The organism is Dyadobacter jiangsuensis (genome assembly GCF_003014695.1).
Classification (GTDB): domain Bacteria; phylum Bacteroidota; class Bacteroidia; order Cytophagales; family Spirosomataceae; genus Dyadobacter; species Dyadobacter jiangsuensis.
Map to the genome: position 1 here is coordinate 55,783 of NZ_PYAS01000010.1, position 20,741 is coordinate 76,523.

16 protein-coding genes are annotated in these 20,741 nt (G+C 51.2%); 1 reads left to right on the forward strand and 15 read right to left on the reverse strand.

Annotation, left to right across the window (positions count from 1 at the left end; translation table 11 throughout):
- Window positions 1-90: 90 nt before the first annotated feature.
- From CLV60_RS20410 to CLV60_RS20430, 5 genes are all read right to left on the reverse strand, one after another.
- Window positions 91-1,188 (reverse strand): FecR family protein, encoded by a 1,098-nt coding sequence (locus CLV60_RS20410; protein WP_106597236.1) that lies wholly within the window; start codon window positions 1,186-1,188, stop codon window positions 91-93.
- A 108-nt stretch (window positions 1,189-1,296) separates the two neighbouring features.
- Window positions 1,297-1,899, reverse strand: a complete 603-nt coding sequence (locus CLV60_RS20415) for an RNA polymerase sigma factor (protein WP_106597237.1) — start codon at window positions 1,897-1,899, stop codon at window positions 1,297-1,299.
- A 104-nt stretch (window positions 1,900-2,003) separates the two neighbouring features.
- On the reverse strand, window positions 2,004-3,758 hold the full coding sequence (locus tag CLV60_RS20420) for an ATP-binding protein (protein ID WP_146151579.1): 1,755 nt from the start codon (window positions 3,756-3,758) through the stop codon (window positions 2,004-2,006).
- Window positions 3,759-3,868: 110 nt separating this feature from the next.
- On the reverse strand, window positions 3,869-4,294 hold the full coding sequence (locus CLV60_RS20425) for a response regulator (protein WP_106597239.1): 426 nt from the start codon (window positions 4,292-4,294) through the stop codon (window positions 3,869-3,871).
- Window positions 4,284-5,348, reverse strand: a complete 1,065-nt coding sequence (locus CLV60_RS20430) for a PAS domain-containing sensor histidine kinase (protein ID WP_106597240.1) — start codon at window positions 5,346-5,348, stop codon at window positions 4,284-4,286. Before CLV60_RS20430 ends, CLV60_RS20425 begins: the two co-directional genes overlap by 11 nt.
- A 106-nt stretch (window positions 5,349-5,454) precedes the next feature.
- On the opposite strand from CLV60_RS20430, the gene CLV60_RS20435 reads away from it, so the two are divergent.
- Window positions 5,455-5,967, forward strand: coding sequence for a DUF4142 domain-containing protein (locus CLV60_RS20435; protein WP_106597241.1), 513 nt, complete (start codon window positions 5,455-5,457; stop codon window positions 5,965-5,967).
- Window positions 5,968-6,084: 117 nt separating this feature from the next.
- Here CLV60_RS20435 and CLV60_RS20440 read toward each other — a convergent pair whose 3' ends face one another.
- The 10 genes from CLV60_RS20440 to CLV60_RS20485 all read right to left on the reverse strand — a co-directional run bounded on the left by CLV60_RS20440 (window position 6,085) and on the right by CLV60_RS20485 (window position 20,727).
- Entirely contained in the window at window positions 6,085-9,876 is a 3,792-nt protein-coding gene (locus CLV60_RS20440; protein ID WP_106597242.1) for a metallophosphoesterase, read from the reverse strand.
- A gap of 18 nt (window positions 9,877-9,894) precedes the next feature.
- Window positions 9,895-10,761, reverse strand: coding sequence for an SdiA-regulated domain-containing protein (locus CLV60_RS20445; RefSeq protein ID WP_106597243.1), 867 nt, complete (start codon window positions 10,759-10,761; stop codon window positions 9,895-9,897).
- Window positions 10,761-12,797, reverse strand: a complete 2,037-nt coding sequence (gene ppk1, locus CLV60_RS20450; protein WP_106597244.1) for a polyphosphate kinase 1 — start codon at window positions 12,795-12,797, stop codon at window positions 10,761-10,763. Before ppk1 ends, CLV60_RS20445 begins: the two co-directional genes overlap by 1 nt.
- 11 nt (window positions 12,798-12,808) lie before the next feature.
- Window positions 12,809-14,092: a Pycsar system effector family protein gene (locus CLV60_RS20455; protein ID WP_106597245.1), complete on the reverse strand. Its 1,284-nt coding sequence runs from the start codon at window positions 14,090-14,092 to the stop codon at window positions 12,809-12,811.
- 24 nt (window positions 14,093-14,116) lie between these two features.
- Window positions 14,117-16,513, reverse strand: a complete 2,397-nt coding sequence (locus CLV60_RS20460; protein ID WP_106597246.1) for a GAF domain-containing protein — start codon at window positions 16,511-16,513, stop codon at window positions 14,117-14,119.
- Between the two features lie 105 nt (window positions 16,514-16,618).
- On the reverse strand, window positions 16,619-17,896 hold the full coding sequence (locus CLV60_RS20465) for an NAD(P)/FAD-dependent oxidoreductase (RefSeq protein ID WP_106597247.1): 1,278 nt from the start codon (window positions 17,894-17,896) through the stop codon (window positions 16,619-16,621).
- A 129-nt stretch (window positions 17,897-18,025) separates the two neighbouring features.
- Window positions 18,026-18,754 (reverse strand): methyltransferase family protein, encoded by a 729-nt coding sequence (locus tag CLV60_RS20470; protein ID WP_106597248.1) that lies wholly within the window; start codon window positions 18,752-18,754, stop codon window positions 18,026-18,028.
- A complete protein-coding gene (cmoA, locus tag CLV60_RS20475; protein WP_106597249.1) occupies window positions 18,751-19,500 on the reverse strand; it encodes a carboxy-S-adenosyl-L-methionine synthase CmoA in 750 nt (249 codons plus the stop codon). Before cmoA ends, CLV60_RS20470 begins: the two co-directional genes overlap by 4 nt.
- Before the next feature lie 17 nt (window positions 19,501-19,517).
- On the reverse strand, window positions 19,518-20,156 hold the full coding sequence (locus CLV60_RS20480; protein ID WP_106597250.1) for a sterol desaturase family protein: 639 nt from the start codon (window positions 20,154-20,156) through the stop codon (window positions 19,518-19,520).
- A 1-nt stretch (window position 20,157) separates the two neighbouring features.
- Window positions 20,158-20,727 (reverse strand): DUF4833 domain-containing protein, encoded by a 570-nt coding sequence (locus CLV60_RS20485; RefSeq protein ID WP_106597251.1) that lies wholly within the window; start codon window positions 20,725-20,727, stop codon window positions 20,158-20,160.
- Between the last annotated feature and the right edge of the window lie 14 nt (window positions 20,728-20,741).

Genomic DNA, 20,741 nt, shown 5'->3' on the forward strand with positions numbered 1-20,741 from the left:
TTCAATTTGATTCGGTATTGAAAAAAACAGGGCAATATTTTTCCGTCCATCCGCATGGGCGGAGGGCATTCAATCGGTCGGAACGTTACTTCAATCGGCTTTACAGCCCTCGCCGTGTATGATCACCTGTCCATCCACAACCTCGTATTTCGCATGGATAATCCGGCATATCAGATCCAGCTGCTCATACATCGGTAATCCGGAAAGGTTCGCTGTCAGCTGGCAGTCCGACAGCAGTTCTTCATTGAAAAACAGCTCGATACCGTACGCTTTTTCGAGTGTTTTGAATACATTTTTAACGGGCGCCTCATCGAATACCAGCGATGCGGCAGGTATTTCAGTTACTTTCAGAGGCACGTCCACGATCACCTTCACCAGCCTGGATTCCCGCTTGTCGAACAGCGCCCGTTGATTGGGTTTCAGCACGACGCCGATCACCTTTTCCGCTGCGCCGGAAACCGGCTCATCCCGCTTTGAATAGACCGACACCCGTCCCGTTTTGACGGAAACCGAAGCATTCCGATCTTTTTCAAACGACCTCACCGTAAAGCTCGTCCCGAGCACGCGGGTTACCAACTCCTTTGTTTTCACCAGAAAAGGCCGTTCAGGATTGTGGCTGATCTGGAAAAATGCCTCTCCCTTCAAATGTACTTCCCTTCTTTCCGGTGCGAATTTCTGCGGGAAAGTCAACTCGCTTTGCGGTTCCAGCGTCACCACGCTGCTGTCGTCCAGCAGGATCGTAACGGGCTTTTTCGTCTCGTTGAAACGTACGATATACCCATCCGAACTTTCCTGCACGATGCCTGCCTCACGGAGCTTCCCCGGCTTTGTTTCCATGTACAGGTATCCCAGCCAACCGATCCCCGCCACCACGCATATCGAGGCAGCAACAGTGAAATATCGGTAAAACGCAGGCCTCATGCGCGCTTCCGTACGCTGTGCTTGCCCGCTTATGTGTGCGAGCACATCCGTCACGCGCCTGTCCAGCTCCTCCGCCCCAATGCTCAGCTCTTTTTCAGCCAAAACATACAACAATGCACGCGCCTCGTCGAGCTCTTCTTGGCGATCCGGGTTTTCTTTTACCCAGTTTTCCCAAAAAGCTGCCGCCGATGATTCCTGTTCCAGTATCCAGGACCTGAAAAACGGATCCGTAACAAAATCGGTGGCCGTATAATGTCGATAATTCATGATTGGGGAACGCTTCTGATAGAGAGATACAAAAGGCACCGTTCGGATACCATGATTTATAGATTTTTTTGAAAAATTTTTATTGAAATATTTACAAACAATTCTAAATCAAGAAAATAACAATACAAGAAACGCGCTGATCGCGGTGGGACTGAAACGCTTGCGAAGCTGGCCGTAGGCCATTTGGAGCAAATTGGAGACTGTTTGCGGGGTTATGTTGAGCATTGCGGAAATCTCCTCGCGGCTGAGTTCCTGGTAATATTTGAGGTAAATTACCTCCCGCTGCCTCACAGGCAACGCAGCGAGCATCTCCGAAACCACCTGCGCTTTGCGGGCCAGGGTTTCGTCCCTGATCATCCACCATTCGGGAGAGAATTCAATGGAAAAAGCATATTCGTCATGGAGTGAATCGTCGGCCAGACGCATCGTGCGGCGGTTACGGGCTATTTTACGGCGAACGGATACCAGCAGGTAAGCTTTGACGTGCGTGGGTTCGGCTACCCGTTCGCGGCTGTTCCAGAGGTCGATAAAAACTTCCTGAATGCAGTCCTTCACGAAGGCTTCGTCCTTCACAAACTTGAAGCCATAATGGAGTAAAGCTTTGAAATGGAAATGCATCAGCTGCCCCAAAGCCCGGTCATTGCCTTGTACCAACTCCTTCCAGAGTCGGGTATCCCTGGATTGAGAGGAATTTCCACCACTAGTCATCATGATCGGACGTTTTCTTTGCCGGGCTATGCAAGCAGCCGAGCAGATTGGCCTCGCATAGGTTGGGGCCCAAAGATATATTTATATCACTATAAATCTAATAAATATTATTTTACAGCGATTCCCAGAAAAGGAAAGATATAGTCGTAGAAGTCTTGAGGAATAAAAGGTTTGATAAAATACCCGGAGAAGCCGCTGGCCATCGCCCGCTCTTTCTCGTTCTCGAAAGCCGACGCGGTGAGTGCGATAATGGGTACAACGGGATCCAGCTGGCGAATGAGCGCCGTACTTTCAAAGCCATCCATGATGGGCATCCGAAGGTCCATCAGTACGAGATCATACCGGCCCCGGCTGAACATTTTATAGGCTTCCTGTCCGTTCGACGCCGTATCGTGAAGGATATTCCTGCGTTTAAGCAGTTGCGTGGCCAGTACCAGATTGGTTTTATTGTCGTCGGCCACGAGCACCCGCACTTCCGGCATCCCTTCGGGAACCACAGCCGGCCGCGGCTGGCTCGCTTTCACCGGTTCCATCGAATAGGGTACCGATAGCCGGAACGTGAACCGTGATCCTTTGCCCTCCTCACTTTCCAGATGGATTTCGCTATTGAACAAACGCATCAGTTCCCTGGAAATGGCCAAGCCAAGCCCCGTTCCTGTCAGGCTGTCGGAATGCGTCCGGGTACGTACCTGGGTGAAAATTTCAAAGATACCGGGCTGCTCCGACTTAGGAATACCGATGCCTGTGTCCGTCACGGCGAAATCGAGCGTCACGGCCTCAGGGGTGCGGGATACCTCTTTTACATCGAGTGTGACGGAACCCTTTGCGGTGAATTTGATCGCATTATGCACCAGGTTGGTAATTACCTGACTTAAACGAAGGCGGTCGGCGACGAGCTGAACGGGCAATCCGGGATCCACCGAAAACACCAGCGAAATCCCCTTCTCATTGGCTTTCGGATCGAAGGTTTTTTTGAGTATATCAAAAAACTCGAAAGGATTGAACGGCTGCGGGTCAAGCACCACGTGGTTGGAGTTGATCTTGTTAAAATCCAGCACGTCGTTGACCACCGCCATCAGGTGGTCGGCCGAAAATTTCAGGGTTTTGAGCAGGTCATTGGGCCTTTCGCCGCTTTCTTCCTGCATCATCAAATGCACCATGCCCACGATCCCGTTCAGCGGCGTGCGGATTTCGTGACTCATCATCGACAGGAAGTCCGTTTTGGCGCGGGTAGCCTGCTCGGCAATGGTTTTTTGCCGTTCCAGGGCGTCGTTCTGCTGTTGCAGGGTGTAGCGGAAATAGAACTCGCGCCTATCCTTATTATAATTCAGCTTGACCACAAAAGGAAACACGACATGGGCAGCCATCACGAAAATGGCTCCCTGCTCGACAAAATCCGACAGGGAAGTGCTGCTGACGAAATGAATCGATGCCGGGTAGAGCACCAGGGCCATAACCGAAATGACCACGCCATAGCGCAGCGGCCAACGCAAAACCAGCCCGGCAAATATGACGGCGAGCGTGAGATTAATGCACGATTGTACATACGAGAGGTGCGGCCTCGAAAGCAGAAAAGCGTAGAAACAGACCAGTGTCGCAAACGTGTAGAAACTCATTTGCTGTCCCGAGATTACCTTTTTGTGATTCAGGAACATATATCCGAGAATAATGGCATCGGAAAGCAGGTGAGTGGGCAACAAAGTGTAAAAAAACGGGTCGCCCGAAAGATAGAAGGCGATCGCGGACAATGGATTGCAAACCAGGAATGTAATACAGAACAACCGGTTTTGAATCCGGGTCTTGATTTCCGTCTCCTCCTGCCAAAGCTGCTCAAAAGATTCGGAATGGTAGATATCTTTCAAATAGGAGCTTTTTTGAACGTTGAAACCCAAAAATACCCCTAAAAATGTTAAAGACAGCACATTTTGAATCGCAAATGCGTGGTTTTATTAGTCTGCGCAGGCTAATACGGTTACCCGAGTATCACGTTATCAAAGAAACCCCGTAGTTTTTCCGAACCGATGATCCGCCGGCAGGTCTCGACAGTGAGCGGTTTCTGCTGATAATCGATCACCTGCCTGAACGTCATCGCACGGGACTTTTCACTCTCTTCCGTAGCCGAGCTCACCATGACGATCAGTACTTTGGACAAATACGGCCTGTCGCGGATCGCTCCCAGAAACTCCCAGCCGTTCATAACCGGCATGTTGATGTCGAGCAGGACCAGAAATGTCGTTTCCATCGCCTGGTTGCTATCCAGGTAATCCAGCGCCTCTTGCCCGTTATAGCAAAGCACGGTATCGCATAATACCCCGCTCCTTTTGAGAAAGGTATCATGAAGAAACAACATGATCTTGTCGTCGTCTACCAAAAGGATTTTTAGCCCGTCATTCGTCATCGTTCTGAACTTTGTCTGCTTTGCTTACAATTTTCCGGATCACCTCGTCCAGCTCATTCGCCGAGGATTTGATCAGCCCCAGGGCCGTTTCCATCGGCATTCCGGCGGTGTCACCGGATTGAAGGAGCTCTACCAGGCCCAGCAGGCGTGCAAGCGGTGCCCGCACCACATGCGATTGCGTCCACGCGATTTCCCTCAACCGCTCGTTCTGCTGGCGGTACCGCTCGTTGCTGATCTCGAGATCCCTCGCCTTCATGACGGCATCGGTAATGTCCCGGGAGTTTGCGACCACGCCACCAACCGCCGGATCGTCGGTCATATTGGTTGCGATGGTTACGATCCACCGATATTCCCCGAATCCATCCATAAAGCGAAAAGGCTCCGTCCGGATCTGCCGATGCTCCCTGATTTTTAAAAACAATGCCAGTACAGCCGCCCGGTCGTCGGGATGGATCCAGTCGAATGCATTTTTCCCTACCAGATAGCCGGGCTCGATGCCCAGGATAGGATAGCAGCTTTCGCTTACGAATTGGTAATTCCCCTGCTCGTCCAGGATCGCAATGAGGTCTGCGCCCTCCTGGACGAGTGCTTTAAACCGCCGCTCGCTCGCCATGAGCTCCCGCTTCTTTTCCATGCGCTCCGTCACATCCGTGATCACGCACATGTGCAGGCCGGGCAAAATATTGGATTTGGAGTTGAAACTTCCCGTTATCAGCGTGCCATCCTTTTTCCGGATCTGCATCAAACCGTTGAGAATTTCACCATTGAGGAAGTTCTTCCATACCACATCGAAGTCCATTTCTTCGGGTATCTGAAGAAACTCGTGGATGCAAACTCCCCTGAGATCGTCGATTTCGTATCCGAGTATCCGGCGCGTGGCCTCATTAATGTCCGTGCAGCAACCATGGTCGTCGCAAAGCACGATTGCATCCGACGTGTTATCGAAAATTGCCTTGAATTTTTCCTCTGATGCCCTGCGCAACGACTCGTGATACATGATCTCGGAAGCCAGCGGCTTCCTGTCTTCAAACTCTTCCTGCTTCTCTGTACTCATTCATCCAACCCTCGCGGGAATAGTCATTTTGTAGATTTATTATTACAAATTTATATCCCGCTGGCATAATAATTATCCTCCGTGTTGCAAAACAACCAGGAAGTTTATGCGCGGATACATATTTCTAATACTAACATTCTTCTTTTTCACCCTTACAGGCTGCGAAAACAATGATAAAACCGACCCGTCGGTGATTGGCGAGCTCGATAAACAGTTTATCCTGGAAGCAGCCGACGACGCCTTGTTCCAGGTTAATGCCGGACAAGTAGCCGCATCACGCACGACGCGGGACAGCATTCAGGAATACGGCGAAGAAATGACGACCAGCCACACCCAGGCCGGAAAGGAGTTACAGACGCTCGCCGCAGCCAGAAAAGTCCAGCTTCCCACCACACTTTCCGACGAGCGCCAACAGCAGCTCGACAGCCTTTCCATGCAAACCGGGGTGAGCCTCGACACCCTGTATCTCAACCAGATGGTAGCGATTCAGGAACGCGCGGTACGGATGATGGAGATTGAGGGAGCCTCTGGCAAAGACACCGAGTTGAAACAATGGGCGTCCGATCGCCTGCCACTCCTAAGACAGTTCGAAGAACGCGCCAAAGCTTTGCGGGATTAGCGGCCTGACGGCCGCGACCGCCGACCATGGACCGCCGACCGTCGACAGTTTTTTCGGGTTATTTCCGAAGCAGAATAACCGGCATCGGCAGTCGATGGTCGGCCGTCAGCGGTCATTTCAAAACCAAAACCCAAGCTGCACCGCAATCCGCGGTTTCTCTTCATTCTTTTCTTTCGGAATGAATGCGCCCACGGCGACGGTCAATGCGTCGACGGGCGAGAGCCAGATGCCGCCGCCGTAATTGTAATGCCATTTGTCCGACGACTCGCCTTCCAGCCACACGCGGCCGTAATCGAAGCCGCCGAAAATGCCGTAGGTAAGTGGTAATGTAGGATTATAGCTGCTACCGAGGCGAAGCCGCAGATCGGTGTCATGCCAGAACGAGGTTTTTCCATAGAAGCGTTCCGTGCGATAGCCCCGCAGCCCCAGCTTACCGCCAATATTAGGCATTTGGAAAAACTGGAACCCGCTGCCGAAGTTCATGCCCGTTCCCACTTGTGTGGCTAGGATGAGGTTTTCTTTCTGGTCGAGTGCGGTGTACCAGGCAAATTGCGCGCGCAGGCCGGTAAAGTTTTTGTCGCTTTTCAGGTCGGTTGTCCAATTCAATGCGGCATTGAAACGGATACCAGTGTGCGGAGAAAACAGGTTATCGATGCTACTGAAATTGAAAGTAAACTTGGCTCCGCTGTAATATTTGGTTTTGAAAACATCATCCGGCAAGCCGTTCTCGCTGCTGGTAATGTACCTTCCCGCCGTAGCCTGGATATCGTTCGTTTCAAACACAGGCCCCAATGTGACAAAGCCGTTGTGCCCGCCAAAACGTTTTTTGAGCGCAGGATACACATACAATGCACTCTGCCGCACGCGGTAGAAGTTAGCGTCGTCCACCGGTCGCTCGGTTTCGTTACCCAGGCCGGCGTAGTTGAATGCATAGCGCGAACCACGGTAATAGCTGTCGAGGTAGAAATCGAATTTCTTAAATGCATTGATAAAATCGCCGGTATAATTGACTTTGAAACCCTGCGTTCTTACGGCAAAGCTTCCGCCAATGTTCTGTACCGACGCGTACGGCTCTTTCTTGAAGCCATATTTGGTTATGTTCACGGTTCCTCCGAGGAAGAAACCGTCGTCGGGGTTGGCACCGAGAACCGGGATCGGCAATGTAATATCGTAGTTGCTATCCGCGCTCCGGCGGTCATAAACATTGAAACGATACAGACTGGTACGTTTGTCCCTGGTATCGGGACCTGCAATAATGGTATTATTTTTCAAATCGTCGTAAACGAGTGTTTTCTTCCCGCCTCCGCTCACGCGAGCGCTGTCCGCGAAAACGTCCTTGCCCAATCCGCCGATGAGCCGAAGCTTGACGCCCTTCCGCACATCCCCTTTGACGATAAACTCATCGTCGTCGCCATTTCCGTAAATGTTAATGGCGTGCGTCACGGCATTTTCGAAAGTACGCTGGTAGTTCTGGTGCTTGATACGCCCTTCCTTACCCGTCTCATACACGGTCACGCGCGTATGTGCGTCATCCACCCGCTCGATCACAAAACGCTCCTGCTCTTCCGTACCGATCACATTCACTTCCTTGCTCACAAATTCATAGTGTGTCCGTGCGATCTCCATCAGATGCGCCCGGCGTGCTTTCAGGCCTTCGATCATCTTGGCGGATACCATTTCACGCGCCTTCGGCGGCCAGTCTTTGAAGGATGCCTCGATGGCCTCGTCGGTAAGGTTTTTCTGAATATATTTCACCTGCTCCTCCCATTGTTCCCAACTCAATTCGTTCAGGAATGTGCGGTCGAAGAGGCGGGCACTCCATGTGGTCCATTTCATACTCTGGATCTCCGGGCCGTAGGTCTGTAACTGCCGGAGAAACGGGAGCGTTTGCCGCGCAATGTTGGTCAGGAAGCCGTCGTAGCGCGAGAACGCCTGATCGCGGTCGCGGGGAATAGGGCGGTAAATGATGGTACCGTCTTTTTGCTTGGTCGAAGCCCAGGCCCACTGGTCGTCGTGGCGGTCCCAGTCGCCGACAACAAAATCGAGCAAACGCGTGCGGATGGCCCATGATTCATCGACTTTGTTTTTACTATTTTCCAGCAATGCTTCCACCAGTTCCGGCGTACTGACGATCTTGTCGGGATTGCCGAAGAAATCGGCATTCTTCCATCTCTTACCATCGGCCCGCTCTTCCACGAGGTTCATAGTACCGCCGAAAAGGCTGTTGAATGTGCCCAGCCCGGGTTGGGCCGGCACGTAATACATTCTGGGGTTGGTGTGGTAGACATTGATTGCTCCCGCCAACGCAGGCATATTCAACGGCGCAAACGGGTTTGTCGACAGAAAGTTATCCTCCACCAGGTATTGCGCCGCAATCATCTGGTTGAACGGAAAAGGCAGAAACCGGCTCACATCCTTGGTAAGGCCGCGCATGGCGTACTCCCGGCCGTCGCCGTCGCGGAGGCGCAGCGAGTTGGTCTGGTTCCCCCCGCCCTGCTTGATGGGGATTACACCGCCTTTGTAAGTAGCCAGGTCGAGCACCGGGAAACGGTATTGTTGGAGGTACAATGGCCGGTAATGTTCTCCGAGCATCGCCTTATGGATCTTGCCGATCGGCTTTACCTCGTTACTGACGATAAATTTCGTGGTCGAATCGGCGTGCTGATTGTACTCGGTAAATGCGATGGTCGAATCCGGTATATCGATCTGCTGCTTGTCCTTCACTTTGCGTTGAAAAACCAGCTTCGCATCTTTGCCGTCGGGCGTTACTTCCCAGAATTTGGCCCAGGTTTCGCCGCCCGCGTAGAAGCTCAATGTCGAAAACCCGAGTTTGGAAGAAGAAAACATGGAGCCTTTCCCAAGACTTACCGGACTCACCTTCGAGCCGCTTCCGCTTACGATAAACTCCTGCCCGTCATTCTCGATAAATTCCAGTGCATGCTCATGCCCGCTCGCGAAGATGAACTTGCCGTTCTTCTTCGCACCCGCCAGTATGGCCGTGCGCAACTCCTTATAATGCTTGTTGGCCACATCCTGCCGTGAACCGATCGTCGCACGGAACAGCGCGCTGAGGCTACCGAGCACTGGCAGTGGAATATATAGCTTCGGGTTCAGTTCGGTAAGCGGGAAAATATGCTGCTTGATAGTGAACCGTCCCCCGTGCGGGCCGTAGGTATAAGGCGGGTGGTGCATCGCGATCACGACGTGCTTGTTGCGGTATTTGCGTACCACATTCTCCCACACAAACCGGAATTGCTCGCGGTTTCTGATCTCGCAACCGTCATTGATTTTCTGGTCCCGGTCCCAGTCGGTAAGCCACCATTGCGAATCGGCGACGATGATCACGACATTGTCGTTCAGCTCCACCACTTCCGGGCCGGAGCACCCGTTCAACGGCAGGAAATAATCCTCATACTCCTCCTTGTCCTTCTTGCCGCGGCTTTCGTTGATATGCTTCTGAACATATTTCTCCTGCCGTTTCAAACCCTTCACGCCCCAGCCCCGCCAGTCGTGGTTACCGGGCAGGAAAATCGGATGTCCTTTGAAATCTTCAAGTGTTTCGAGTTGAGAATTGATACGGAATTCCGCCACTTTGCGCGCAGCAGAGTCCTCCGAAGGCGGCATACCCGATTCGTAGATATTATCCCCCAAAAACAGTATGGAGCTGTTTTTCGACTCGGTACCAAGCTTTGTTTTGAGGTATTCCAAAACCGGCGCACGGTTTTCGGGCGAATCGTTGCCCGCGTCGCCGACGAGGTACATGGTATGCTTCAGTTCTAATGCCGGATCGGGCGAAACCGACTGCCATTGTGCACCTTCCTTCGAAAAACGGGTTTTATAGCTCGCGCAGGATGATACGCCTGCCACAACTGCCCCTAATGTGAGTAAACGGAGTAAATATCTATTCATAGGATGTCAGCAAAGGCCCTACCGGCCCGATTTTCTGAATTTGAGCACATTCCCGCTGAAAAGGTCGTCGCCTTCATTGGAAATATAAAGGTTACCCGCGTTGTCGAATGCAATGCCCTCCGGCTGGATAAACATGTTGCTGTTGAGATGATGGACATCCCTCACCTTCCATTGCCGGTCGGTAACAACCACCATCTGGTTCACCGCCGAAATAATGTACCATTCCATCGTAATCGGATTCCGCGCAATGCCCGACGGCCTGAAACCACGCGCTACCTTACCGGTAATCGCTTTGATTTCGTCCACATTAATCGCAAACCTGCCCGATTCTGCAATGACCGAATCCGGCCCTGTTTTGAGGATATAGCCCGAAACGCTGTTCTTCGAGTTGTCTCCCGCACAATTCTTGCAAATAACAAACAGCTCTCCCGTACCTTCGTCGCCATACATGCCTTCGTATTCACCTTTGGGCAAAATACCTTTCACTTCCGATACTCCCTCCGGCTCCTCGAAAACCGCCTCGGCCATGGGGAAAGTATAAATGGTGCCATTGCTTTTCAGGATGTAAGCGCGGTCGTTGATAATCGAAACGTCTTCATAATCACCCTTCTTACCAAATTTGGCATGCAGTTGCTTCGGCACGTCCCAGGCCAGCCTGAACAGCTTGCCATCCTCGTCCTGGATCGCATAGATCGTATCGCTCTGTCCTTTATCGAATGCAATACCCGAAACCTCGAAAAGACTTTCGGGCAGGTTGAATTTTTCGGGTTTGTTGAAATCGTATTCACGGAAAATTTCCGTCTCTTTTTGCGTTGAGTTGCAGCCGGCAGCGAGCAAGCCCGCCAATGCAATAGCCGCCAATGCCGATCCGTATTGTTTTTTCATCAGAATGTCTTTTTATAATTCTCGACAGTACCCGTCAGGTATTGGTAAATGGCCTCCTGCGAGCGTACGCCCCCGGGAAGCGTCGTAACGGGCGCATTATGCAGTTTCTCGTCGATCCACACGGCCTGCACGGTATCGTCCCATTGCAGGGCGAGGATATCGGTGAGCTGTTTCTTCAAATCTTCGTGGTAGATCGGGAAGCAGACCTCGATCCGCCGGTAAATATTGCGGTTCATCCAGTCGGCAGAGCCCATAAATACCTCGGGCCGGCCATTGTTATGGAAAATGAAAACACGGCCGTGTTCGAGGTAGCGGTCCACAATGCGCTTGATGCGGATGTTTTCGCTCTGACCGGGAACGCCGGGCACCAGCCTGCAAATGCTCCGCACGATCAGGTTAATGGTAATACCCGCATTGGAGGCTTCGTACAGTTTATTGATCAGCACCTCCTCTTCCAGGTTGTTCAGTTTAATGGTAATACCCGCGGGCTGGCCGTTTTGGGCATTGGCAATTTCCCTGTCGATCAGCTCAATGAACCTGTTCTGCAAATTGAACTGCGCCACCAGCAAATGCTCGAAGCGCATTACATCGATCTTCTCCGGCTTTTTCTTTTTACGTAAAAATCCGAACAGCTGCTCCACCTCTTTCAGCATGGCCGGGTGGGCGGTAAGCAGGATATGGTCGGTGTAAAAGCGGGCGGTACCTTCATTGAGATTACCCGTCGCAAGCAAACCCAGGTGGGAATGCGTTTCGTGTTTCCGCTTCACCAGCGCCAGTTTCGCATGGACTTTCAATGCATTGACGCTGTGGATGATCTTTACACCCGCGGATTTCATCTTCTTCGCCCATCGGATATTGTTCGCCTCGTCGAACCGCGCTTTCAATTCGACGAGTACCGTCACTTTCTTGCCGTTTCTGGCCGCGGTAATGAGCGCGTGGGCAATCTTGGAATCGTGTGCCACGCGATACATGGTCGTGTAAATCTCCTGTACCGAGCGGTCTATCGCAGCTTCGTTGAAAAAACGGAGAATGGTATCGTAAGTCTGGTAAGGCGCGTGGACCATCAGATCGCGGCGGGTCAGGGCCTCAAACAATGTCTCCGGCTCTTCGAAACCCTCCAAATGTTGGGCTGCGGGCCAGGCCGGGTAGGAAATCGACGAAGAAGCGACAGGCAACGCCGACAGGTCTTTCAGGTTATGATAGCGCCCGCCTTCCACCAGCGACGCTTTTTTCAGATCAAACACATTCACAATGTATTGCAAATGCCGCAACGACAAGCCGGGCTCATAGAGCAACCGCGTTGCCAGGCCGAAGTCGCGCTTACTGAGCTGCTTCTCCACTTGCTCCGCCATATCCTCACCGTCTTCATCGAGCAAGTCCAGCTCCGCGTCACGAGTCACTTTGATATTGAACGCTTTGATATCCAGCGCATCCGGGAAGAGCACCGGCAGGTTACAGCGGATCAGGTCTTCGAGGAAGATAATGTACTCGCCATCGGGCTGCCTGATTTTCACAAACCGGTCGAGCTGGGGTACGGGGATATTGACGAGGGCAATTTTCTCCTTGTCGCCCGGCAATTCCAGCACGACAACAATGTAGATCTGGTTGTTCTCGGGGAAAAAAGAAGTTTTGTCATTCAAATAAACCGGCTGCAAAAAGCCTGCTATTTGCGTATAAAAATAGTGGCGTGCAAAAGCGGCAATCTGTTCGGAGACAGGTTCTTTATAAAAAAAATGAAACCCCAGCCGAGCCAGCGCCGGAATGACCGATTTCGTGAGAATGCGCCCGAACTCGTCCTGCTGCCGGTTCACGGTTGCCTCCGCTTCCAGGAATGCATTATTGGCAGCATCCTGCAAGGCGTTCTTTTGCAGGTAAGGCATGCGTACCCGGTAAAATTCATCGAGGTTGGACGAATAGATCGACAAAAACCGGATCCGTTCCATAAGCGGGACGGCTTCGTTCGCAGCTTCCATCAATACCCTTTCGTTGAAGGAAAGCCAACTGATATCCCGGTTGAAATAGCGGAACGCTTCCATAAGTCGGCGGATCAGTGTTCGAAGAAAATGGAGGCAATCACAAACGCGACCACGGAAATGACGATGCCAAACATGAATACGTTATACGCCACCCGCAGCAGCCGGTATTTCCTGCCCAACACGACTCCCTGCGAATAAACGTCTTTCGTAAGGCTGCCATACAGAAAATCCCGGTCGTTCATCATGGTTTGCATGCCCTTGGAATACTCATTGAACGACATCCGGTAGAAATTCCCAAAAAACAGCAGGTTTACGCTTTTGGCGTCGATATCGTCCTGCGTGAACGTGCCGCGCGGGATCGTGGGGCGCGTGGAGAGAATCGAGAACACCATTGTGACCATACATACTGTGAGCAGCATCATCGTCGGGAGGATGAGGTACGCATTGTCTTCGAGCTTGCGTACGAGCACGCTCAAGAGCACCGAAATGATGATCGACGTGGTGGTGATCATGATATGCGCCTTGTTATCGGCCATGTCGCTCAGGCGCTGATGGTTGTTGGAACTGATCCGGAACATGGTTTCGATGCCCTTGTCCGGCCGGTCGTCCTTCCTCTTTTTGCCTTCGGCTATTTCGGGAATGAATGTTTTTTCTTCTTTATGCCGGGCTACCGGCAGCGGTTCTGCGGCAGCTATTTCGATGGCTTTGGGCACGGCGTCTTCCTCCTCTACTTTTTCCTGCGAAGCTGCCAGGGTTTCTTCGAGCAACTTCTGCTTCAATTTGTCGAGGTTCTTTTTCTTTTGCTTGTCGAGCAGATCACGGCAGTAATCGGTCTGGTATTCGTGGTTTTCAAGCAGTTTAATGGTGCTTTTCCGCCATTCGGTCTTATCGATCTTTCTTCCCAACCGATGTTCAGCCTCTTTTCTGACCAGCTTATTCCAGTCGCTGAACTCGGGCGTGCCCAGATGGTACAGATCAGCGTCGCACACCACCTGCTGCAAAAAATTAGCCGGCTTTTGCGGCCATACCGTCGCCAGAATGCAACCTTCCACCTCTGCGATCACGTCCTCATCCACCTCTTCCGAGCGGAGAAACTCGGCGGCCATTTCGGCGCCGCGCTTTTCGTGGCCCGCCGCCTCACCGGTGCTGTAACCCGTATCATGAAACCACGCGGCCGTTACGACGATGAAAGTCTCCTTGTCCTCCAACCGGTAATGGTTGGCGATCTTGACGGCATTCCCCACCACCGACTCCGTATGAACGAGGTTGTGGTAGCTCAGCTGCGCCAGCGCCTTGGTACCGAAAAAATGGTGGACGTGATGCTTAACCTTGTCGAGCCGATGGTTATAGTTCATAGAACGTTCAGTTATGATGCTTCGTTAATTCCAGTCCGATTCCAGGTTCACGCCCACACGGAGCGCTTTGAGACCCGTAACTCCCTGCAAGTCTTCGAGATCGAAGAACTCCAGGTCATCCAATAAAGTATTTTTTTCCTGCAAATACCGGATATAGCCTACATATTCTTCGGCCGACTTGCTGTTGAAATAGACCAGCGCGATCTTGCCCGGTTGGGTAAGCCGCTCGCCGGTACCTTTCACGTGCACCTTGTCGATCCGCTTCTTGATCACCTGGTACCGGATGTTATAGGCCCCTTCTACGTCGAACCGCCGCTCGTCGTCCCGGAAGCTGATATCAATGCTGCCCGAATTGATGAAGATCAGCTGCGTCGTTTCCAGCGGCTTTTCCAGCTGCGGGATGAGCGAGTTCGTAATGCGGGCAATGGCAGCCATAGTTGTCAGCTGCCAAAGGCGGATATTTTTCAAGTAAAGTTCGCTGAAACGCTTTTCCGGTTCAATGGACTGGCCAATGTAAATATCGTATTCGATCCCGTCCGTGCGGAATTTTTCGAAATAGCAGGGGTATGATTCCTGGATTTCGTTACGGAACAGATCGAGGTAGAGGTTCACGGACGAGTTGATCGCCTGCATCGAAGCTTCCAGCTCACGGCGGTTGGCAAATGCGGAGCCATGGTCCTCATCGATCATCTCGAAATACTGGTCGATACGGTTGCGCAGCACGAGTTCGCCGGGATCCATCGTGCCGGAGCCGAACATTTTCAGGCTCTCCTCCTTGAAATGCTGCAAGAACGGGTGCGCCTCGTTTTCCAGGAAATCCCGGATCTTCATTTCGTCGTTATCGGTACTTTCGTCGGTGATCTCCGCGATCCATTTCCGGCATTTGAAGATCATCTCGTCGGCCAGCCCGAAACCGAGTTTTTGTTTAAGAACAGTAAAGGTTTCTATCAATACATTGAATTGAAGACGAAGATCTTCCCTGAGTGCTGCATTTCTTTCAAGAGTGGAATTCCGGATGTCGATCGCCCCGTACAGCGGGAATACGTTCCGGAACTGAATGCCTTCGATTTCGGCACTCTGCGGGTTAAGCGCCTTATCGCGGATATAATGCCAGGCGGTTTCACGGAAACGCCACTGTACCGCGGGTTGCAGCGACGTAAACTTGTCGCGGATCACATTGTCGATCTGCAAATTGAACTCGTCGATGTAGTTGGTCATCATCTGCGCGATCCACGGCAAGGCGACGTCCAGCTTCGCCAGCAGACGTTCATCGATCGATTTCTGTTCTTTGGAATACACTTCCAGCACGCCTACCACTTTGTTATCATGGTAAACGGGCAGCAATGCATAAGCCTCCACGCCGTCATTTTGCAGAATACGGATGAAATCCTGCTTTTTCGGGTCTTCACCGCCCAGGTTGCGCAAGAGCAGCGTTTTCGGCGCTTCGAAATACTGGGTAGCCATATCAAGATACGTCTGCTCGGCCATGTCGTTTTCTGTGGCGGCACTCATGAGCTTGCTGAACAGGATAGAGCTCCGGTCGAAGACCAGCTTGTTATTCACCCGCAGCACAGCCATCAGCCCGAAGTCGACACCCGGGTTTTCGACCAGCATTTTCAATGCGCCTGCCACGTAGTTGAAATACGTTTTGGGGTCATAGGAAGCTCGATCGAGAATGGTATTCTTGATATTTTCGACGGCGTGTTCCGCCGTAACGTCATTCAGCGTGATTACCGAAAAGCCCTCGAAATGGAATAGGCTATGCGGCAGCATCGCCGAAAATACATTGATATCGAAATTCTCCTGTAATTCGGAGCGCAGCGTATCGAGGTCGAGCTCGGGGAGGCTGCCTTTGGCATATACTTCGCAAAAACGGTTATCGATATGCACCCGGTAATACTTTTGCAGCCCCGATTCGTCGTCTTTCAAAGTAATAATCATATCCGGGTGGTGCAGCGGCGGAAAATGGTAGAGCTTTTCCAGGATGAAGGAATAGAGCATCTGCATCTTCTGCTTGTAATTGACCCCGCGGTCCTCGATGAGGTCGCACCGGATATTGCCATCCTGCTGGAAAAGCAGGCTATAAAAACCCGACGTGCCGTAAAAAACAATAGGGCTGACGGGAGCACTCAACGCCCAGAAAACTTCCTTTTCGTTGGCGATAGGTGGCATGAGCATGCCATAGATCAAACTCAGTTCTTCCTTGTAGTTGGTGACTTCCGATAGCGGAATATCCTGACCGAAAGCCGGATTGGCTTTCAGTTTGTCAAGAACCAGCGAGAAAAATGTCTTTTTGACCGTTTCTTCCTGATCGATTTTACTTTCCAGAAAGTTGATGAAGCTCCGGAAAGAAATGGATGAGTCAAGTTTCTGGAGACCGTATGGTGTGTTTTGAGTTACATCAATCGTGATCGGTTCCATTATTTGGTTTTTTGCACACTGAATGAATGCTCTGATGGCTTTCGGTTACTAAAATTCAGTGTTTTTTGTCAAACTGCCAACGATAAACGTTGAATTACGGTTCCATTAAACCGATTCGACCTTTTCCTGCGTTACCGAAGGCTTGATGATCATTCGCAGGGACTGATCCTTGGTGAAATAGGCGATCATCCAGTTGTAAAGCGTTTTCATGCGATTACGGTGGTTGATCAGCGATATGAGGTGTATGAAAAGCCAGGCCAGCCAGGCGATCACGCCTTTGAAATGTACTTTCGGCGAAGGCAGGTCTACCACGGCTTTGGCGCGGCCAATAATGGCCATCGAGCCTCTGTCATTGTATTTAAATGCATGCAACGGCTGGTGCTCGGCGATCAGCTCGAAGTTGCGGGCCAGGTTCTTGCCTTGCTGGATCGCTACCTGCGCTACCTGCGGGTGCCCGTTCGGGAAACCGGCGTCGGTAGTTTGCAAACAGCAGTCGCCGATTGCATATATATTGTAGGTGCTGTTAACCTTGTTGTATGCGTCCACGAGGAGCCTGCGCCCCCGTCCGTAGGCTTCCGCAGGAATGCCTTCGAAAACCCGGCCCGTAACCCCGGCCGCCCAAATAAGCGTTTTCGCCTCTATGCTGTCGCCTTCGGAGAAGTAAACCTTGTCGTCCACAAAATCGGATACGTGGGTATTGAGACGGATCTTCACGCCGAGCTTGCTCAGGTCGCGGTAGGTATCTTCCTGCGACTCATTGCTCATCGGGGAGAGCAACGCCTCACTACCATCTACCAGGTATATTTCGCTGCCCTTTCCGGCCAGCTCGGGATATTCCTTGCGCAGAATACCATTGCGCATTTCGGCAAACATCCCGGAGATTTCCACGCCCGTAGGCCCGCCGCCCGCGATCACGACCGTGAGCAGTTTCTTGATCTCCGCCGGATCGGTACTGAGTGTGGCCTGCTCCATTTGCATCAGCAGCTTGTTCCGCATACTGATCGCATCCTCGAGCGTTTTCATCGGCGTTGCATTACGCTTCACATTCTCCATCCCGAAGAAATTCGTTTCCGCGCCGGTCGCGAACACCAGGATATCGTAGGCCAGCTCGCCGTTATGCAGGATGATCTTGTTTTCCCCCGGGACCACTCTCTGCAACTCCCCCAACCGGAAGTGAAGGTTTTCCTTTCCTGAAAAGAGCTTTCGGAACGGGTAACTGATACTCGATGGTTCCAGGAAGGCCGTAGCGACCTGGTATATCAGCGGCGGAAAGAAGTTGTAGTTATTCTTGTCTACCAGTGTTACCTCAAATTTCTCGCTCTTTGCAAGGTCCAGCGCCAGGTTGACACCGGCAAATCCTCCTCCTACGATTACAATATTCATGGTGCTTAATTTATTAGGGGGTTAATGAAATGTGTGATGCTTCGGGGTAGGTTCAGGAGGCGCAACCAATAGTGTGCCAATGCGTTAATTTTGGATGGCGTTTTATAGTAAAACGCCATCCCTTTTATTTCAGGCCATGCTGTCTGTCATCTTTCCGGATTTCTTCAAATACCTTACATAACCATACAAGGCCCCGAGTATCAGTACGATCACAGCAAAAACGGCGATTCTGCTGTCCGGCTTGGGCACGATTTCCGGGTATTTGAAAATCAGTATGGCCACAATGCCTATCAGCCACACCAGCAATGTATTATACTCTTTTAAAAGCCAGCGTTTATAATTGAAACGCATGTCTTTGAATGTCTCCGAAATACCGGCCGGATTGATCAGCCAGCGGTTCACCCGACTGCAATACGCATCGAACTGCGCACCGAATTTATTTCTCAGAAAGTTCTCCTCGGCCAGTACAATCGCCTGATAGATAAACAAAAACAGCGGCATTACGATTCCGACGTAGATCAGCGAGTTGGCAAGAATGCCCACGCCCAGCAACATCAGTATATTCCCCACATACAGCGGGTTACGGCAATGCCGGAAAATCCCTTCGGTCACCAGTGTTTCGGCATACACCTTTTTATCGCGGCCCCCGCGGATAATGTACGCGAGGCCGATGGTGATGCCGCGGATGAGCTCTCCCGAAAACGTCACCAGCAATCCGAGGATCACCGGGTACAGGTAATAGTGTGCTCCGAACTGCTCAGGCGAAAAAATCGGCGGCGACGGCACAAACAGCAGCAGGTACAGGATGATAAACAGGTTATTTCTGTACTTGAAAAAGAAGTTACCGATCGCGATCATGATTTTTTATAAGCTATCATTCCTGAAAAATTGTACCACTTGAAGAAAATTTCGCAGTCGGCGAAACCGGCCTCTTTCAGCAGAAGCATGTTTTCAGACAACTTGTAAGGGATCAGCACATTTTCGAGCGCCTCCCGCTTCTGGGATATTTCGAGCTCGCTGTAATGGTTGCGCCGCTTATAGTTGTAATAGTATTTAATAAAATCACGATTGAACACGCTGCTCTCCGCGAGCACTTTCTCTACCAGCAGCAGCACGCCGCCGGGGTTCAATCCTTCATAAATGTTTCTCAGAAGCCTTTCGCGGTACAATGGCCTTACAAATTGCAACGTAAGGCAGAGTATCACGACAGAACCGTTGGAAATCGGAAGCTGCTGGTGCAAATCGCCCGCGACAAGGTCGTAGGGCCTTACAAAACCCGCTTCTTTCAGCTTCACGTCGCATTTGTCGAGCATTTCCTGCGACTCGTCGATCCCGATGAACCGGATGTCCGAGGGAATGAGCTGGTCCAGACCGATCAGCGTGGTGCCGGTAGAGCACCCCAGGTCGTACACAAATGTTCCTTCTTTCACGTGGTCGGCAGCGATCTCGGCGAGCATCCGCTGCATCTCGTTGTAATAGGGTACTGACCTGCTCACCATGTCGTCAAAGACATTCACCACCGTAGTCCCGAACTTGAAGTCCGAAACTTTTGTGATTTCATCTCTGAAGACCTGGTCTAAATTCTCACTTCCAAGGTTCTTCATAAGTTAAAGTTACAGAGTTAGATTGAGTTAGATTTTGAGGCGCGCTTTTCGTTGGAGTCGAAAACCCTGTCCCAAATATCTGAACTTACACCGTAACCTTTACTTGCATCTGAATAGTGATGTTGCATGTGATGCTTTTTTAATTTCTTCCAGAACCCGGATTTGAAATTGGCATGATGCAACGCATAATGGCTCATATCATAAAATAGGTACCCGGCCATGAACCCCGCATAGAAGGCTGCCACATAATATTCACTCAAAAAAAGCGTGAACAAAAAGTAGAAGCCCGTGGCCAGCGGAATGCTCACCGAAGGCGGCATTACCAATCGCTTGGCGTCATTGGGGTAGTCGTGATGCACACCATGAAAAATGAAATGGATGCGCTCCATGAACTTGCCGCGGGGTGTAAAATGAAACACGAACCGGTGCATAAAGTATTCGGTAAAAGTCCAGAAGAACAGTCCTCCGAATACCGTACCTACAAAATTGTACCAAAGCATCTCTCCCGGCCCCAATGCTTTCCAGGAAAAGTAGCTGATCACCGGTACGAAAATGAAAAGCGGCACTGAATAATGTACCTTCGAGAATGCTTCCAGAAAGTCACTTTTAAACATCCTGGAAGATTCCGTTGCGTTGGAGACATAGTTTTTAGGCATGTCAGGATGGTTTTATTCGCTGAATAATGGTTTTACCGGTGGCAATCTCGGTGCCTTTGAGCTCGATGTAGAGCACGTTCGGTGACCAGAAAGTACCGCCGTCGATCCGGATGAATACCCTGCTCAGGATGCATTCCTTCTTATCGATGCTGGTATAAACATGGTATTCATTCCGGGTATCCCTCCGCAGGTAAAGCGGCAATTTCGAATACGCCACCGAACGGAGTTCGTAAGTAGCATTGCCGATCGCCTTTGAATTGATACCGTAAGCAAATTTCCGCTGCAAATAATTGAGCTCCTTGCGTACCCCGCCTTCCGGATAACGGATCCAGAATGTATTCACGGGGTTCTTTTCGCTGATTTTTCCTTGTTTGTCGACGTTAAGCTGGTAACAGATTGTATTCGTATTCGGGTCACGCTGAATGTAAAAAAGCAATCCGGGAACGTTGTTCGGGACCGGAAACTCGTCCGGGTCCGTGGCCGTTGTGCCGGCTTTTTTGTCTGTTAACCCTCCTGCATACGAAACAAGCGTCAGGCTGAGCGCCATCAGAATGTTGAGTACGTATTTCATGACTTTAATTCAAA

Bases quoted from the DNA above. Each gene is read 5' to 3' on its own strand.
- CLV60_RS20485 (WP_106597251.1), bottom strand. From the start codon at position 20,727: ATGAAATACGTACTCAACATTCTGATGGCGCTCAGCCTGACGCTTGTT.
- CLV60_RS20425 (WP_106597239.1), bottom strand. From the start codon at position 4,294: ATGACGAATGACGGGCTAAAAATCCTTTTGGTAGACGACGACAAGATC.
- CLV60_RS20435 (WP_106597241.1), top strand. From the start codon at position 5,455: ATGCGCGGATACATATTTCTAATACTAACATTCTTCTTTTTCACCCTT.
- CLV60_RS20460 (WP_106597246.1), bottom strand. From the start codon at position 16,513: ATGGAACCGATCACGATTGATGTAACTCAAAACACACCATACGGTCTC.
- ppk1 (WP_106597244.1), bottom strand. From the start codon at position 12,797: ATGGAAGCGTTCCGCTATTTCAACCGGGATATCAGTTGGCTTTCCTTC.
- cmoA (WP_106597249.1), bottom strand. From the start codon at position 19,500: ATGAAGAACCTTGGAAGTGAGAATTTAGACCAGGTCTTCAGAGATGAA.
- CLV60_RS20465 (WP_106597247.1), bottom strand. From the start codon at position 17,896: ATGAATATTGTAATCGTAGGAGGAGGATTTGCCGGTGTCAACCTGGCG.
- CLV60_RS20415 (WP_106597237.1), bottom strand. From the start codon at position 1,899: ATGATGACTAGTGGTGGAAATTCCTCTCAATCCAGGGATACCCGACTC.
- CLV60_RS20430 (WP_106597240.1), bottom strand. From the start codon at position 5,348: ATGAGTACAGAGAAGCAGGAAGAGTTTGAAGACAGGAAGCCGCTGGCT.
- CLV60_RS20440 (WP_106597242.1), bottom strand. From the start codon at position 9,876: ATGAATAGATATTTACTCCGTTTACTCACATTAGGGGCAGTTGTGGCA.
- CLV60_RS20480 (WP_106597250.1), bottom strand. From the start codon at position 20,156: ATGCCTAAAAACTATGTCTCCAACGCAACGGAATCTTCCAGGATGTTT.
- CLV60_RS20410 (WP_106597236.1), bottom strand. From the start codon at position 1,188: ATGAATTATCGACATTATACGGCCACCGATTTTGTTACGGATCCGTTT.
- CLV60_RS20455 (WP_106597245.1), bottom strand. From the start codon at position 14,092: ATGAACTATAACCATCGGCTCGACAAGGTTAAGCATCACGTCCACCAT.
- CLV60_RS20445 (WP_106597243.1), bottom strand. From the start codon at position 10,761: ATGAAAAAACAATACGGATCGGCATTGGCGGCTATTGCATTGGCGGGC.
- CLV60_RS20470 (WP_106597248.1), bottom strand. From the start codon at position 18,754: ATGATCGCGATCGGTAACTTCTTTTTCAAGTACAGAAATAACCTGTTT.